The organism is Cardinium endosymbiont of Sogatella furcifera (assembly GCF_003351905.1).
Classification (GTDB): domain Bacteria; phylum Bacteroidota; class Bacteroidia; order Cytophagales; family Amoebophilaceae; genus Cardinium.
In genome coordinates this window covers 173,137-189,626 of the sequence record NZ_CP022339.1, presented here as the reverse complement: position 1 = coordinate 189,626, position 16,490 = coordinate 173,137, and the positions used below count along the sequence as shown (strand labels likewise).

The 16,490-nt window shown below is 39.3% G+C and carries 13 protein-coding genes and 1 tRNA gene; 6 read left to right on the top strand and 8 right to left on the bottom strand.

The genetic code is table 11. The features are described 5' to 3' along the window. Positions 1-94: 94 nt before the first annotated feature. Complete coding sequence (locus CE557_RS00805; RefSeq protein WP_162789907.1) at positions 95-1,813, bottom strand: putative glycoside hydrolase; 1,719 nt, start codon at positions 1,811-1,813, stop codon at positions 95-97. A 332-nt stretch (positions 1,814-2,145) separates the two neighbouring features. Between CE557_RS00805 and CE557_RS00800 the strand changes: the two genes are divergently transcribed. Beyond that, on the top strand, positions 2,146-4,428 hold the full coding sequence (locus CE557_RS00800) for a transglycosylase domain-containing protein (RefSeq protein ID WP_114909737.1): 2,283 nt from the start codon (positions 2,146-2,148) through the stop codon (positions 4,426-4,428). Positions 4,429-4,510: 82 nt separating this feature from the next. Next, on the top strand, positions 4,511-5,071 hold the full coding sequence (locus CE557_RS00795) for a non-canonical purine NTP pyrophosphatase (protein ID WP_162789906.1): 561 nt from the start codon (positions 4,511-4,513) through the stop codon (positions 5,069-5,071). 276 nt (positions 5,072-5,347) lie between these two features. Here CE557_RS00795 and CE557_RS00790 read toward each other — a convergent pair whose 3' ends face one another. After that, a complete protein-coding gene (locus CE557_RS00790; RefSeq protein WP_162789905.1) occupies positions 5,348-6,175 on the bottom strand; it encodes an ankyrin repeat domain-containing protein in 828 nt (275 codons plus the stop codon). 296 nt (positions 6,176-6,471) lie between these two features. Between CE557_RS00790 and CE557_RS00785 the strand changes: the two genes are divergently transcribed. From CE557_RS00785 to CE557_RS00770, 4 genes are all read left to right on the top strand, one after another. After that, a tRNA-Ser gene (locus tag CE557_RS00785) sits at positions 6,472-6,560 on the top strand. A gap of 108 nt (positions 6,561-6,668) precedes the next feature. Further along, positions 6,669-7,781, top strand: coding sequence for a Leu/Phe/Val dehydrogenase (locus CE557_RS00780; RefSeq protein WP_114909734.1), 1,113 nt, complete (start codon positions 6,669-6,671; stop codon positions 7,779-7,781). A 14-nt stretch (positions 7,782-7,795) separates the two neighbouring features. Beyond that, positions 7,796-8,932: a transcription antitermination factor NusB gene (gene nusB / locus CE557_RS00775; RefSeq protein ID WP_114909733.1), complete on the top strand. Its 1,137-nt coding sequence runs from the start codon at positions 7,796-7,798 to the stop codon at positions 8,930-8,932. 234 nt (positions 8,933-9,166) lie between these two features. Further along, entirely contained in the window at positions 9,167-9,469 is a 303-nt protein-coding gene (locus CE557_RS00770; protein WP_114909732.1) for a YtxH domain-containing protein, read from the top strand. A 34-nt stretch (positions 9,470-9,503) separates the two neighbouring features. On the opposite strand, the gene CE557_RS00765 is transcribed toward CE557_RS00770, so the two are convergent. The 6 genes from CE557_RS00765 to CE557_RS00740 form a co-directional block, all read right to left on the bottom strand. Next, on the bottom strand, positions 9,504-10,226 hold the full coding sequence (locus CE557_RS00765) for a DUF4292 domain-containing protein (protein ID WP_162789904.1): 723 nt from the start codon (positions 10,224-10,226) through the stop codon (positions 9,504-9,506). A gap of 292 nt (positions 10,227-10,518) precedes the next feature. Continuing rightward, positions 10,519-10,830: a DNA-directed RNA polymerase subunit omega gene (locus tag CE557_RS00760; RefSeq protein WP_114910459.1), complete on the bottom strand. Its 312-nt coding sequence runs from the start codon at positions 10,828-10,830 to the stop codon at positions 10,519-10,521. Positions 10,831-10,867: 37 nt separating this feature from the next. Then, positions 10,868-11,677, bottom strand: coding sequence for an outer membrane protein assembly factor BamD (locus CE557_RS00755; RefSeq protein WP_114909730.1), 810 nt, complete (start codon positions 11,675-11,677; stop codon positions 10,868-10,870). A 176-nt stretch (positions 11,678-11,853) separates the two neighbouring features. Next, on the bottom strand, positions 11,854-13,386 hold the full coding sequence (locus tag CE557_RS00750) for an OstA-like protein (protein ID WP_162789903.1): 1,533 nt from the start codon (positions 13,384-13,386) through the stop codon (positions 11,854-11,856). A gap of 278 nt (positions 13,387-13,664) precedes the next feature. Further along, complete coding sequence (locus CE557_RS00745) at positions 13,665-14,969, bottom strand: alpha/beta hydrolase (RefSeq protein ID WP_162789902.1); 1,305 nt, start codon at positions 14,967-14,969, stop codon at positions 13,665-13,667. A gap of 78 nt (positions 14,970-15,047) precedes the next feature. Then, positions 15,048-16,397 (bottom strand): alpha/beta hydrolase, encoded by a 1,350-nt coding sequence (locus tag CE557_RS00740; protein WP_114909727.1) that lies wholly within the window; start codon positions 16,395-16,397, stop codon positions 15,048-15,050. Positions 16,398-16,490 lie beyond the last annotated feature (93 nt).

The window sequence follows — 16,490 nt, the reverse complement described above, 5'->3', positions numbered from 1 at the left end:
TAAGCGAAGCCCCACTAACCATCCATATCAGCAAGGCATACACCAAAATACCAAACCCTCTTTTCCTTCATTTATATTTATACAGATTTGATCATTACGGACACACCAAATCCTGCTTTACCATATAATAGTTATTAGAAGCATTCCAGAGCAAAAAGCCTGAACCGTTTGAACTATACACACCTTCTATTTGCGCTTTGATATAATTACAATAGGTCTCTTCTGAAAAACTCCTTTCTGATCCCAAAAGGAAAGCTTGCACATACTGACGAATAAAAGTTTGTGCTTTTGTATAGAAAACAGCACGATCAGATCCTACTTTATAGAGTACATGTGCCTTTTTTAGGTATGACATAGCCCCCAAAAATGTAGTGTGGTAGTGAGAAGGATAGGTCATGGGAGAAATCGCATCCACATAAAGTGCCAATCGTTGGATATTTTGCCCGAGCGAATCCGTTAAAAACCAGCCGTTGTAGCCAAAAACATTGACAGAAATAGGTACGGTCAACACTTCACGTGCCCTTCTTAAGTAAGACTCTAGGGCATCTATGGCTTTCATTTCGTACATATTGTGACTACAGGCAATGGTATAGAGTGGCCCCTCGGAAGGTAACCGAATGTAGTCAAACTGAATTTCATCAATACCTAGACCTTGCAATTCTTGGGCGATTTGGAGGTTGTATTCCCAAACTTCAGGTGAAAAGAGATTCACCCAATATTCTCTCTGAACCAGTTGACCTGCACGATTTTTTATAAAGTGCGCCCATGGCGCATTTCTTTTTTTATCCCATAATGCGTAGCGATGGCTGTCGTACCGATATAGTTTTTCATCCTTAAAAAGTACAAAACGCGCAATCAGATGAATATCTAGTTCATCTGCTAAAGTACGAATCGCCTTGATATCTAGCATAGGGCGGACCGCCTTGGCTTCGTGCGCCATTTTAACTTGAGAATTATAGGTGATATAGCCAAAGTCATCTTTAAAATCAATCACAACGGCATTCATACCATGCGCCTTGATAAACATAAAATGCTTGCGTAAATCCTGTAGATTACTAGCTGTCCAAGCTGTTAGATAAATGCCTCTTTTGTCTTCCACCTTTTTTCGTCTAGTCTTGCAAAAATAAGGTGTACAATTGATGGGCAAGGTAGACTTTTTTAACCACTTCTTATTCAGAAAGTGCCAAACAGCTGATTGCGTTTGAGCCATCAACCGGACAGATGCATTGACCTTAGTAGTAGATAAAGCAACAATGCCCTGTCGTTCTGGCAGAGGGGGTATAGGCTCAACACATCCAGTCTTAATATTCAGCAAGGCTATTTTTCCATAAGGTCCATAAGCAAAATAAACTTTTTCAGGATCTGAAAGCGCGTAGGCGATATCATTAATCGTTTCATGATAATGGCCACCAAAGGATAAGGCTTTTAACGCTATAGGCATAGCACGCCAGCTTTTTCCTGCATCGCGTGTTATATACAAACCACTATAAGAAGTACCAATGATCCATTCGTCGGGATTTTCTTCTGAAATAGCTACTGAAGTAAAATAGGATAAAGGAGCAGTCGCATGCCTATCCGTTACCAATCTAAAAGTCTGACCACCATCTTGCGATAGAAATAGTTCCTCACCTGTTGTTACAGCCACCTGCTCAGGCCTAGCCAACGTGCTAGCGACACCGGTCAGTGGTCTTTTTTCCATTTCTTTAAAAGGATATAGCCAGCGCAAACGCAAGCCCTCAGCTTTCATAGGCATCCAATGTTCCGAAACCTTTTTTTCGAGTGTGCCCAGTAGACTTAATCGATAGTTTCCCATACCAGAAGCCCACAAAAATGTATTTTCACAGAAAATAAAAATAAATACAACGATCTTGAATCTTGCTTTGTACATGAAGCGCATAAGGTATAATACAAATGAGCTGGGAATATAATAAAATAATCTATACTGAAATCAATTCAGCGCACTGCTTTTTCGCTAAATAAGGTATAAGTTGGACAGTCAACAAAATATACTTCTTAAATTGACGAAATTGGATGATCATAGATCCCACATACATCGAATCGGTTATTTTAGATTTTTTAGCCTTAAAAAGGTTAAATTTATAGATATTTTTACTACTTCCTGCAGCAGAACCAAACGGACAACATATGGAAAAAATAATACGTATACTCTGGAAATTTTTTGCAGCCATAACCATAGGCATTCCTATCTACCTTTTTTCTGTTCAAGTCAACTTTTACAATTTATATGGCAGCATGCCGTCTACAGACTTGTTAGAAAACCCACAAAGCGAATTAGCTTCTGAGCTCTACGCAGCTGATGGCAGCTTACTAGGCAAGTACTTTAGAAACAACCGCAGTCCGGTAACCTATGAAGAGATTGCTTCCAATATGGTTCATGCACTGATCGCTTCGGAGGATTACCGTTTTGAACAACATGCAGGTATAGATTTACGAGGTTTATCACGTGCTTTTTTCCTTTCTATTTTATTACAACAAAATAAAGGAGGAGGCAGTACCCTTACCCAACAGTTGGCCAAAAACCTTTTTAACATTAGAAAAGAGGTAAACTATAAAGGTAAATGTACAGATATTCCATTGCTGAATAAACTGATCCTTAAAACAAAAGAGTGGATTTTAGCCGTTCAATTAGAGCGTGCATATACCAAGCAAGAAATTATAGCCATGTATTTGAACACCGTTACCTTTGGAAGCAATACATATGGTATTAAAGTAGCCGCACGTACCTTTTTTAACAAAACACCAGCCGAATTACGTATAGAAGAAGCTGCGTTGTTGGTCGGTCTACTACGTGCACCTACTCGCTATAGCCCCATAAAAAATCCTGAAAGAGCCAACCATATTAGAAATGTAGTCTTAGCCCAAATGGCTAAGTATGGTTTTCTCAAAAAATCTGAATATGACCTGATTTGTGAGATACCTACTGAATTACAGTATCAAGAAGAAAATTATGAAAAAGGTATAGCGCCTTACTTTAGAGCCGTAGTGCGTGACTTTCTCTTAAAGTGGACGCAAGAAAATGGGTATGATCTTTTTTCAGATGGACTACGCATCTACACCACCATCGATAGTCGGGTGCAAATGCATGCAGAAGCTGCTTTAAAAGAGCAAATGGCACTGCTGCAAAATCAATTTGAGGACCATTGGAAAGAACAAAACCCATGGATTCATGAAAATGGGAAAGAAATAGTAGATTATATTGAAAAAGAAATAAAAAAAACACCACTCTACCAAAAACTACGTAAAGAATATGGAACAGACACTGAATCTATTCATAAAGTATTAAATACACCTATACCCACCACATTATTTTCTTGGGAAGGTCCTATTCAAAAAACGATAACCCCTTTAGAAGCCTTTAAACATCATCGCAGGATATTACAAGCTGGGTGTATGGCTATGGATCCCTATACAGGCCATATTAAAGCCTGGGTAGGTGGCATTGATTACAAATACTTTCAATATGATCATGTCAAGCAGAGCAAACGCCAAACAGGTTCAACGTTTAAGCCTATCGTCTATACCGTAGCCTTAGACAATGATTACCTACCCACAGATTTGGTAACAGACGAGCCTGTTACTTTTGTACAACCCAACGGAACCACTTGGACGCCACAAAATGCCTGGAAAAGCTACTCTGGGAAGCAATATACTTTACGTTATGCTATGGCCAAATCTTACAATTCGATCACCTCTTATCTGATTAAACAGCTTACTCCTCAATTGGTTGTAGATTATGCCAAGCGCATGGGGCTAAAAGGTCCTTTAGATCCAGTTCCTGCCATTTGCCTAGGTTGTAGTGATGCTTCCGTTTATGAAATGGTAGGTGCATACAGTACTTTTTTGAACAAAGGCGTTTGGACAGAACCTTTTTTTATTACCCATATTGAAGATAAACACGGCAATGTATTACAAACCTTTATACCACAACGCCACGAAGCGATTCACGAAGATACGGCTGATCTCATGACCTATATGTTAAAAGGTTCATTAGATGAAGGCGCACTCAATGGGGTATCTATAGCACTAAGAGAACAGAACGAGATAGCGGGCAAATCAGGTACTACTTCCAATCATTCAGATGGTTGGTTTATCGGGCTAACCCAAAACCTCTGTACCGGTGTTTGGGTAGGCGGAGAAGACCGTTGCATTCATTTTAGGGATTTTAGCCTAGGAGCAGGAAGTGTGACAGCGCGTCCTATATGGGAAAAATTCATGATCAAGTTGTACAATGATCCCCAACTAGTGTATAAAAAAGGTCCTTTGATTGCCAACAACATCTTATCTGAAAAGGTAAAAAATATTATTCAAAGCAAGCCACCATCTGCGTATACCACTAGCCATGCATCAACAGATGCAGCAAACAACAAGCAAATTGCTATAGAATTAGATATAGATAAAATACTCTAAAATAGACCATTTGATCAGATACAATGGTTGTTTTTATGTGTAAAAAACTATAAAATAGTGCATGACTATTTCGAGATCGCCTATGCAAACCATCAACTTTGTCACCAGTAATCTATTAAAATTACAACAAGTTCATGCCATTTTAGGGAATACTGCTCCTTTTAAGTTGGTGCATCATGCCTTAGAGTTACCGGAACTACAAGCCTCTTTGGATCAGATTGCCATTAACAAATGTATAACTGCCGCTGCTATTATAGGAGATACCGTATTAGTAGAAGACACTGCATTCAGCTTTAATAGTTTAAATGGCCTCCCTGGCCCTTACATTAAAACCTTTATACACCAAATAGGACTCAATGGACTAATACGAATTTTATCAGATTTTGAGGATAAAACTGCAATAGCGACTTCTACTTTTGCCTATACAGAAGGTCCCAGTCAACCTGTAAAGCTATTTACGGGTACCATGCATGGCAAAATTATGCGCCCCAGCAGTTCTATGCCGAACCAAACCAATTGGCAGTCTATTTTTCAACCAGAAGGATACGACATAAGCTATGCCATGATGGAAGAAACGCAAAAAAATAAGATTTCGCATCGCTATAAAGCACTTATGTTACTGGTAGACCACCTGACCCATTAGATCAGCTCTGATACCTTAAATAGGTATGTTGTATTGTAAGACAAGCGTAAAACATAGCTGTCTGTTCATGCAATGGCGGGGGCTTAAGAATGATATATTAAGGAAGCCGTTTTGTGTCTATGCACGCCATGGGTGAGTAAGGCAATTTTATTTTTACTTTTTTCTTGATAATCAATCCCTTGGAAAAAAGTCGCTGAAAGTGACATCTTACAGGGGTATTTGCCTACTATGGACATAGTATTGAATGGCGCATACAACCATACATACTTTTAGATCTCAAGCACTTTTCATATTCCGTAACCTTTCGTATACAGGTACCTTTCCCCTTTGTAAAGCGCAACAAAAGGAATCTCTGCCATACTGATCGATTGCATCTGGATTAATACGTCGATCTTTCAGTAATACGTCGATTACAGATGCATGACCATAAGCCGCTGCCAAATGAAGGGCAACGTACCCATAATAGTTTTGGGCATTCACATCAATGCGTGCATCTTTCAGTAACACTTTGACTACAGCTACTCGGCCATAGGCTGCTGCCAAGTGAAGGGCAACGTACCCATAATAGTTTTGGGCATTCACATCAATGCGTGGATCTTTCAGTAATACATCGACTACAGCTACTCGGCCATAGGCTGCTGCCAAGTGAATAATAGAATTGCCAAAATCATCTATTCTATTGATCGCAATTCTTGCATCTTTCAATAATAGTTTGACTATGTCTACATGACCATAGGCTACTGCCAAATGAAGCGCCGTTCTACCATTATGATCCATTGCATGCACATCAATGCGCGGGTCTTGGAGCAATACCGTCGCTACAGATGCATGGCCCAAGGTTGCCGCTAAATGAAGCGACGTATTGCCATGCTTGTCTTGCTGATTCACATTAATACCAGGTCCATGTAGAAACTGCAGCGAAAGACATAATTGAACCCGCTCTGGTTGATTATGCAAAGCGCAATGGTGCACTATGCTACGACCATCTTGATCTAACGCACATAATGGATTATGTTTTATAGGTAGTTTACTCACTAATTGCGCAAGATCCTTTAGGTTTTTTTGTAGGGCTTGCTTGGTGGGATGTAGACCATATCTAGTCAACCGATTGCACGAAAACGTGCAAGATACAAGCAATGCAATAAGCAATATCACTTTTTATTATTTAAATGGAAATATTATAATTTTTTCATTGTACAAAAATTAATAGAATTATAATAGGGTTTTAATAAAAAAAACAGATAATCTATATAATTAGCTTATGCAATATTGTTAGCCCATGCTAAAAATGAGACTATGCATGAGATCCTTTACTATAAAACGCAACCATCAAACAATTATATACCATTGTTGTATTTTTTCCGAATTAGAAAAAAAGTTGTAAATTCAACAAGCTAGTTGGAGTGGTGGCCGAGTGGCTTAAGGTGCCCGCCTGGAAAGTGGGTGTACCCTTAAAAGGGTACCGGGGGTTCGAATCCCCCCTACTCCACTGTCGATCTACCCTCTTAGCTAATTATTTGAGTATCATCTTCATATATGGTTGGCTGTATTAGGGACATCACCCTTAATGTAAGCTACATAACCTTTACTAGGCCTTATGAAAATAACAGAGCAAACCTTTTCTAGCTATATTTTTAGCAACTATCCAAATGACACCACCCATTTTTCCCAAAAAGGGCATGAGCAAGTGGTTTATTTTCAAGATGAAACAACGGGTTTGCAAGCGATTGTGGGCATCCATGATACAACATTAGGACCTGCTGTTGGTGGATTGCGTTTTTTTGAATACCAAGATGAACGCGAGGCACTTAAAGACGTACTACGTCTTTCCCGGGGCATGACCTACAAAGCCGCTATAGCTGGGCTAGACTTTGGAGGTGGAAAAGCTGTGGTTATGAAGAAAAAAGGCACCACACTTACAGAAGCTTTGCTGCGCAAATATGGAACTTTTATAGAGCGGTTAGGTGGCTATTACATTACTGCACCAGACTACAATACCACCATAGAACATATGGTAGACATTGCCAAGTCAACCCGGCATGTCATAGGGTTGCCTGTAGCATTAGGAGGAAATGGTGATCCGTCAGAGCATACCGCTTATGGGGTCTATATTGCTATGAAAGCGAGTGCTAAACAAGCATTTGGAACAGATAGCTTAGCGGGTAAAAAAATAGGTATAGCCGGTATAGGTAAAGTGGGTTATAGCTTGGCGCAATTGCTTTGCCAAGAGCAAGCCATTGTTTACGTAGCCGATATTTGCACCAAGCGTCTGCAAGCCCTAACAAATAGCTGTAAGGTAGAAGTAGTAGCAACTGAGCATTTGCACAGCTGGCCGTTAGACATATATGCACCATGTGCTTTAGGTGCTACCTTAAACAATACCACTATTCCTACCCTGAGTTGTGCCGCTGTGGTCGGTGCGGCTAATAATCAACTAGCAGACCAAGACCGAGATGGCAACCTATTGCTGCAAAGGGGCATTATATATATCCCAGATTTTTTAGCCAATGCAGGTGGATTAATCAATGCCGTTACTGAATTAGAACCCAGTGCACATCATTCGGTCAAACAACGCACAGAGCAGCTTTATACCATCTGCCTGGATGTATTAGCGAAAGCTGCAAATAGTGCTCGCCCGACACAGGAAATAGCGCAAGAAATGGCTATAGCACGCATTCAAAGCATAAAAAATGCCCAAGTTGGCCGATAAAAAGCTGCACGATAATGGAAAAGTTCCTTATTCCTCGGCGTTTTGTTCGCGTAAAAGCGCTACAAAATCTTTATGCATACACCATTGCACAAAAAGTACATCAACAAGAGGCGATAGAACAAATAAAAAAAGATTTTACATTTGATAGCTTTTTAGATGCACCCGACCAAAAGGACAAACAAGCCAAAGCACAAAGCGTAGCCGTGGCGCTTTTCTCAGAAGCAGTGGCCACAACGCTACCGATGCAAGATTTTTCTTACCCAGCGCATAAGCAAATTGAACAATCTGTACGCAGGCGGCTTGGCTACTATGTAGCAGCATTAGGCAAAGACCAAACACGGGTACAGAATGACTTTAACCAATCTAAGGAGACGCTCTACAGGAGTCTTTTGTATATTTTGCAGTTATTGGTAGCATGGTACAAATGGTCAAAAGAGATAAAAGGAGCACAAAACCCATTAGAACCAGCAGTACATTTACTTACCCATCAGCTGGCACAAGATCCTTTATTAGAAGCGTTGTGTAACAACAGCAACTGGATGGATACTATTGCTAAAAATAGTGTCAACTGGTCTAAAGATCCCTACCAAATAGAAAATTGGTATAGACAATTCATCCAACCTGCAATAATCCCTAAAGCTTATAGATCAACGCCATATAATAGTGTAAAGCTTTTGGAATACATCCTGCAAGCTATTATATTCCAAGAGGGTCCCATGAATGATGTTTTCGCTATGGCAGATCTCTATTGGGACGAGCACAAACGCATAGTAAAAAAAATGCTCATCCATGTTGTGATCATGCACGCTACAAAAGATTTGACTGCATTTACCCGCTTTTGGCATCATCCAAAATGGGCACTAGAAGCCGAATTTTATAACCGCTTACTGACGATAGTCATGGAAAACAACACGCGCTATGAAGCTATGATTGGTGAAGCGACTCAAAAATGGGATAATGACCGTATCCTCTTAACCGATAAGTTGATACTCAAATTGGCCTTGGCAGAATTGCTTGAATGTAAGGATATACCATTTAAAGTATCTATAAATGAGTACATTGAAATAGCAAAATGGTATGGCACTACTAAAAGTGGTTGCTTTATAAATGGTGTACTAGAAGGAATCCTAAAAGGGGTAGAAAATCAATAATAAAGAGCATAACTGCTGATCGTAATTTTTTACAAGATGCATTTTTTTCTTGTTTTGGGGTAGCGTAACCATAGGACTGAAGGGATATCCATAGTTGAACAATCAATAACCGTATGTGTTCAGCGCAGTGGTTTTTTGTCCACTTTTTTATCAAAAAAAAAAGTGGGATAAAGTTCATCATTAACCAGTAATGTGAACAGACACCAATAACCTAACCATTTAACTGATCCAATAATGATAAAAAGAACTGAAAATATATTGATCCTTTGTTTAGGGTTTTGCCTAGGTGCTTTTGTGGGCATTTTTGCTGCACCTACCAAAGGGTCAGTAGCTAGGGATGGAATGCTTTACAATTTAAAGTCATGTAAAAAAAAGTTACAAGCTTTTATGCTAAAGCTCATGGGGAATAAGCATGCGTTTACAAATGAAGCAAAAACTACAGGTAAAGAAGTCATTACGGATGTTGTAAGCGCTGCCCAACAAATATTAAAAGAATTAGAGCTGATTGCAACGCAATTAGAACAAAAAACGAAGTAGCAGGCTGCATGGATCAAAAAGCAACCCTTCCTGTTTATAGGTGTGGGTATGCTACGCGATAATAGGTAGGTATCCTCAGCCTAATGGTTGGCCTCTTTAACTGTTTAAAATGTAATTTATATAGGGTTGCCCTACCTTTATAGCACTGTGTTTGCTCTTTGAACAAGAAACGTAGTTTAATTCCAGATAAACAAGTACGATCTGCTACCATCTTATATCGGTATAAAAACGTAAAAGCGTTGCCCTGTTTTGTATCACGTAATTGTACCGATATCACCTTACGCGTCCGGTCATCATAGCTGTAAACCAAATCGGTAGAAAACGCACCCTGACCAATAGGGCCTGTACCTAACAGTAATGATTGCATCAATGGATAACTGCAAATGAAATGATAATGTTGCGCTATGCGCTGATAATCCCATTGGTGGACCAGATGACGCAGCCGATCTACTACCGTCACACCCTTTTTATCGATGCAGCCATGTATGATTTCTATACCAAAAGGACCTTTTACAATAAAATCAATGCGCTGATTATAGCTTACACAACAGACCACACGGCAACGAAAAGTAGGACCAAAACCCATGTAATCGATCGAAGCTTGCATAGAAAAACATGCAGGAAAAGTAGTGAGCAGATCGGTCACATCAAAAGATTGGTTACTAGGCTGTTGCATACCACACCCAGGCAACCAATAGCAAACCGCCACAAAGAACTGCACAACCGCTAAACGCTTTATGGTATATAATGGGTTCATAAACCTCAACATCTATCCCATTCAGACCATTACGCCTAAGTAAGGTAGTTGTATTGCATTTTTTTTGTATCTGTTCAAGTCACTGGGTTTTTGTCTTAAAAGAAAAACGCCCCTCAAAAAAGTCACGGCCTAGAAAACGGCGTCTGACAGATGCAGCGAATTTTTGCCCAGGACTTGATTTTTTGTCCACTTTTTTATCAAGAAAAAAGTAAAAATAAAATTGCCTTATGAACCAATGCTGTGAATAGACACCTTTTTTCTTACTTACAAAGTGAGTCTAAAAGCGCCTTGTTTAGGCCTCTTCATGAATATAGCGAAAGGCAATAGCACCTTCTAAAAACTCTGTAGTAGCTTCTAATACAGGCTTAGGAAGCTTTTCATAATGCTGGGTAATCTCATATTGCCGCTGAACATCTATGCTATCCTTTTCTTCCGTAATAGACATAAATTCCTCCAGCTTACGATCCAGCTCATCTTTCATATGCATAGCAATTTGCTTGGCACGTTTCGTAATGATAACCGTACTCTCATAAATATTGCCAGTAGGTGCAATCAATTCATGTATGTTTCTAGGCACCAAATATACTTTTTTATTCAGAATCATAATCGTATATATATAATCAAAACAAGCTTGTATCAAGTTAAAATGTTGTATTGCCAGCTGCTGCATGAGAGGATGGATCACTCAAATGCTGCGCCAATTGTTGCACAAAGAAAGACTTAGAGAATAGGATTTCTTTCTTTTTGTCTTCATTAGCGGCTTCCATACCCAACTTTTCATAACACTTTATCAAAAGTCGCAGTACCTGTTCTTTTAAAGCAGTATCTGGATAGGTTTCATGAAAATTTTTAAGGGCTACAATGGCTGCATGATAGTAGCCCAAACGAACATATAGTGCAGCAGCCCGAAAATGTTTATGCATAAGACGGTTCCGTAAACTTTGTAAAGCCTCAGCAGCCTTATGGCAATAAGCACCCGCTGGATAAACCGCTAAATAGTGTTCTAAGGCATCAATCGCCTTATAAGTAAAGGTTTGGTCTAACGCTATAGGCACCTCTTCACAGGCCAAACTATATCCATACATAAAAAGTACTTCCTCTGCCTGCTGGAAAGTAGGATATTGCTTTACAAGCCAATGAAATTGATGCGCACTAACCAAATATTTTTTTTCATAAAAATTACAATACGCCTGATAGCATTCAAATTTTGCACGATCTAGCCTATTCTTTAACAAAGGCAAAAGGAGCTCTATTTGCTCATTGGCTTTGGCATAACGTTTGCGCTCATAGAACCGAATAATTTTACCCTTTTGTCCTACAAGAAAATCTTGCTGTATAGGAACCGGAGCAGCCGCCAACACGCAGAAGGTAGGGCCTACTAAAGTGCAAGGCAATAGAAATAGCCACCTGAACCTATATATAACGGATAGATTGATGATATAATCTTTCATAGACAATGGAATAAAACAACAGTTGGTGCTACACTATACAAATGACGTAACATACAGCTCCATTACTGTTCAGCAATAAAACTACTGGGCAGCTATACAAGTTTACTAAACTTTAGCTAAATAGTGATTACTTTATAGCAAAAAATACTATAGGCCGAACCAACTGGGTTGGCTTACTACCCACTTTTATTTATTGCCTTTTTAGGTGCCTTTTCTAAAATATTCTCTTTGGTAGGCCATTTTTCACCATGCCAGACAAAACCATCCAGTTTCATTTGCGCACCTTCAAGTTTTTCTGCTGGATAAAAGAGGCCACTAGGTTTGGGTTTGCATATCATTTGCACCAATGTATTAGCTGACATAGTTATCTCCATACGATCACACTTGATATGGTTCATACCCATCAACTCATCTTTACCCCCCAATGCAAAGTAGAGGCTCTCACTATTACCGATTATCGACATCTTCTCAATAGCGCCCTCTTTAAAAGAGGCAACCATCTTATGCCCTTTGACTTGATTGTAATGGCCCATAGAATCTGCGGATACCATAAATAAATTTTTATCGACAAAGAGCTTTACCTCTTTGCCTTCCTCTATAACCAAATAGACTTCTTCTCCTGTGATTTGGTAATTGCTGCACCAAATAATCGGCTTATTATGTAAATGAATGGTATTTTTACGGCTATTATAAACAGCGCCATCTGCCACACCTTGTACCTCTTCTTGGTAGAGCCTTACACGATGTAAGGCATGAATTTCTTGCTCTGGTGGCTGATCAGGTATGCTTTTTTCTAAAACAACAAAGGTATCGGCACGTAAATAGATGGTTTGATCATTAACCACCTTGGTTAATAATGGATGGCCAGTTATTTCCCCTTTTTTCTCTTTTGCAAGATAACGCGCCTTTTCACCTACTATTGTCGCATCATGCTTTTGCGCACGCAGCAAGACATGGCCAGTAGCCGCACAATCTTTCCCATCCAAAATGGTTAAACGGTCGGCAGTAAGGATGATATCTTGGGTAATCAGCGTCCCTTGGTCAAAGGCAAGCTGTTTTCTAGGCAAGAGATAGTGCCCCCCCTTGAGTGTGGTCAGTACACCATCCTCATGGATAATTTTAGTAGCTCCTTGAAAATAAGCGGTTTCTGATTCAGTATGGTAATTCAACTGGTCACAATGGAGCCTATAATTGGGATCCACCAATACCACCTGGTCTAAAAAAGTAACTTGATGGTTAGCACCATCATAGAAGCCCTTACTACTAGTTAAAACCATTTGATCCTGTACCAACTTGCCCCCTTGCAAAAATTCACCCTGTTTTTTTTCTACATTGTAGGTGAGCTTAGGGGTATAAAAGGTGGCTTTTTTAGAGGTATAACTTACATTATTTTCAAAAACAGCCTGTTTTTTCGTTGGATAATAGATCAGCGCCGCACTCTTAATGACGTTGCCTTCTTGATCCACAATCTGAACATTGCCCTGCGCTTCTATCCGATCCTCTTCATCATACTTATAGGCCTTATCTGCAGTCAACACAATACCGTTGGCATCAAAGGTAAAGACCACATTGCCCTCTAACTTTTTGCAAGGCTTATCGTTGACGAGCTCCCCTTCCAATCGATCGGCTTTATAGGTCACCGCATCAGCCAAAACACAAAGGGGGCAAGCCAATAGATATAGAATAGAATAAATATTTTTTTTTAACAATACTCTAATCTTTTTTAATTAAGAATTAAATTACTAGCTCAAATTTAATAAAAAAAACGAAGAAGGTATCTCTTCAAACAATAGACTTTCTGCAAAACTCGCTTATGGTGAGGAATTTTTAGGGGACACGGAGCGCAAAACCGCCATCTACTAGGTGTAATTTGAGCACCGGATCCAAGTGGAAATTGTCAGCAGAAGTAGCGTTGTGCAGAAAGTCTAATGACGTGAGCTTTTCAAAAATACTATATCGATAGCAGTATCGGTTACGCTACCTTCATCTATCGACTCATGCACTCATAGAGCCATTTTGAGAATCTAGACTTAGAGGCCTCATAATCAAACATCTGGTTGCTAGGTTTGACCATCTTAGCACCATCCAAGTTTGTTAATATAGCACCAAGACGTGCCTTATGATGCCACACATCTTCTTCAGCAATATATAATTCTACATTAGAGGGCTTATTAGGCATAACATAATCATAATCCGGCTTTTCCCTTGCCATATGTTCTAAGCAGGTAGTAGGAGAAAAATCAGTCAGGGAATCAACACTTTCCACTCTACACAATTGGCCTTGTAAAGAGACTACACCATCATTAAATTTGCCACCTATAAATTTCTCCAACGCAGCATTAAGCGCTACTACTGCTTTTTCATCACTTGGCTGCAAAGTCCAATATGATGTTAGATCCTTTATACAACCACACATCAATAACATGGGGATATTATGTGCCCTATCCATCGCATCTTTGTTTTTACGAATAAAGTTAAAACAATCTTGAATAGATTGAGCATTAGGTTGCATAGACGCTATAACAGTTTGAATTTTATCCTCCTCTTTGAGCAATGCCGATAAGTCTACACCCATCTCTGCAGCGAACATCTTACCCGTAGTTGACATAAAGCTCACTCCGATCTCACTTAAGCCCTTACCACCATGGTGTAGAAACCGAACCACATCTAGCAAACTTGGTTCAAATGACTTTACGCCCGTTAAAGGTGTCTCTATGCAAACTACACCTTTAATAGTAAGCCCATACTTGCTTTTACTGTTATATCCTATGTTAGTGGCGACAACGCCACCTTGACTAAAACCACTTAAAAAAACAGGGACATACTGCATCCCTAGTTCAGCGCCCTTCTCTCTTTGCTGTTCGGTCCAGGAGCTACAGGCGCTATCTAATAAACCTTTAACATATTCTTTGATCTTTGCTTGAATCTCCCTAACCACACCATCCGCTTCGTCAGAAATAGAACGAAATAACGTATTAACGTCGCCAACCCTGGATGTTGGGAATATAAGCTTAATATGCTCCTTGAGCTTACTAAGCGGATCTGTATCGATAATTTCAGGTAGAAGTTGTTCTCCAGCGTCATTATTCTGACACATACCATGCAGCCATACCAAAAAAATATCTCTAGACTGGTTTATAACCTGCTCAACCTCCTTAAGCAAAGTAGAGTCATTTTGGGTATCTGTTACATCGGAGACGGAAGAGACTACGTTCCCTTCTTTAAACATTGGGGAATAATTAACGAGTTGGCTACTCAACAAAAGGCTACTCAACAAAAATGGATTGGCCATAACTAAATTATCTACTTTATATTATCTAAAATTTTAACAACATACATAGGTCGATTTACTTTAAGAGATGTATCTGCACTACTTTCTATTACAATGACGCTTCACTTTACTGTTAAGCCATGCTATGATTTCGCGCGGAACTTTCTCAATCTCATAAAGCTCTTGGTTTTTCAACATCTTAGGGTTATCAAATTCAGCAAAACAAGTCTTAAATTTCTTTTTGCCATGAAAAACATCTTCGCCAACAATATATATATCTACATTATCAGGCTTATTAGGCATAACATAATCCATATTGTCTAAAGCTATATTCGATATACAGGTACCAGAGGAAAAAGTAGTAATATCTTCAAGACTTGGTCCTCTACCGAATTGATTTTTGAAAGGCACTGCGCCATCATGATATGCCGCCTCATGACCAGACATAAATATATTAAGTCCTTTGTTAAAGGCTTCTACCTTGCGGGTTTTTTCGTCATCAGATGTGTCGTAGTCATAATAATCATTTACATCACCTATATGGCCAGCGACAATCAATATAGGAATATTGTGTTTTGAACCAGTGGCATCTATACCTTGACGTACAAATTGAATATGATCCAGGTTAGTCCTAGAACCAGGACGCATACATTCTATTGCTGTTTTGTACCCGAATCTGGCTAATAGGGGAGATACAACACCCACACCAAATTTTGCCTTCGACATCTTACTATAATTAGAATCAACAGACTTGCCCGTCACGATTTCGAAGCCAGCACGTATATCAGGGTCCTTAAATTTCCTTAAATCCTCCATACCTTTTTGAAATGGCACTACCCCACTCAAATCTGTCAGCATCAAAAGTACACCTTGAATAGATAACCCATAGTGGATGCTATTCCGCGCTATCTCAACCGCTATACTGCCACCCTGACTAAACCCAGATAAAACGATAGGGGTATGTTTGATTATTGCGTCAACTGCTTGTTCATATTTCTCTTTCGACCAAGTGCTGTCATATCTTGTACCTAACTTTACTCTAATATCTTTGGTTAACTTTGCTTTTAACTCTTTGCAAACCGCATCGGCCTGTTTTTTAAAAGAATGGAAAGTAGTGCTGAAATATCCAAGTCTAGACTTTGGCAATAGATGTTCAGATTGCACTATGAAGCTATCTTTATATTGGAGAAGTAGCTCATCTACAAAACTCTTTAAGGAGTCATTCTTTTCAAGCATACCGGCAAGCCATACACAGTATGTAGTGAAGCTGTATGCTTTTATAGCTTGCTTGACCTCCTGATCCCAATCTGGGCGTACGCTAGAATTTTGAAAATCAGATGAATAGAATTTCGACAACACATCCATTTGATTCGCCTGTTGACAACCCAAAAACAGAACAATTACAACTGATAAATATTTTGCCTTGTGTAAGACTTTAAGCATATGCATAGATTAAATTACTTTAAAAGATGTAGGTAAACTGCGATACAACTGACTCCATAGATCATAAAATAATGAACTTCAGCATAAACCATTTTAAAA

Bases quoted from the DNA above. Each gene is read 5' to 3' on its own strand.
- nusB (WP_114909733.1), top strand. From the start codon at position 7,796: ATGGAAAAGTTCCTTATTCCTCGGCGTTTTGTTCGCGTAAAAGCGCTA.
- CE557_RS00780 (WP_114909734.1), top strand. From the start codon at position 6,669: ATGAAAATAACAGAGCAAACCTTTTCTAGCTATATTTTTAGCAACTAT.
- CE557_RS00770 (WP_114909732.1), top strand. From the start codon at position 9,167: ATGATAAAAAGAACTGAAAATATATTGATCCTTTGTTTAGGGTTTTGC.
- CE557_RS00800 (WP_114909737.1), top strand. From the start codon at position 2,146: ATGGAAAAAATAATACGTATACTCTGGAAATTTTTTGCAGCCATAACC.
- CE557_RS00765 (WP_162789904.1), bottom strand. From the start codon at position 10,226: ATGAACCCATTATATACCATAAAGCGTTTAGCGGTTGTGCAGTTCTTT.
- CE557_RS00755 (WP_114909730.1), bottom strand. From the start codon at position 11,677: ATGAAAGATTATATCATCAATCTATCCGTTATATATAGGTTCAGGTGG.
- CE557_RS00760 (WP_114910459.1), bottom strand. From the start codon at position 10,830: ATGATTCTGAATAAAAAAGTATATTTGGTGCCTAGAAACATACATGAA.
- CE557_RS00805 (WP_162789907.1), bottom strand. From the start codon at position 1,813: ATGGGAAACTATCGATTAAGTCTACTGGGCACACTCGAAAAAAAGGTT.
- CE557_RS00740 (WP_114909727.1), bottom strand. From the start codon at position 16,397: ATGCATATGCTTAAAGTCTTACACAAGGCAAAATATTTATCAGTTGTA.
- CE557_RS00745 (WP_162789902.1), bottom strand. From the start codon at position 14,969: ATGGCCAATCCATTTTTGTTGAGTAGCCTTTTGTTGAGTAGCCAACTC.
- CE557_RS00795 (WP_162789906.1), top strand. From the start codon at position 4,511: ATGCAAACCATCAACTTTGTCACCAGTAATCTATTAAAATTACAACAA.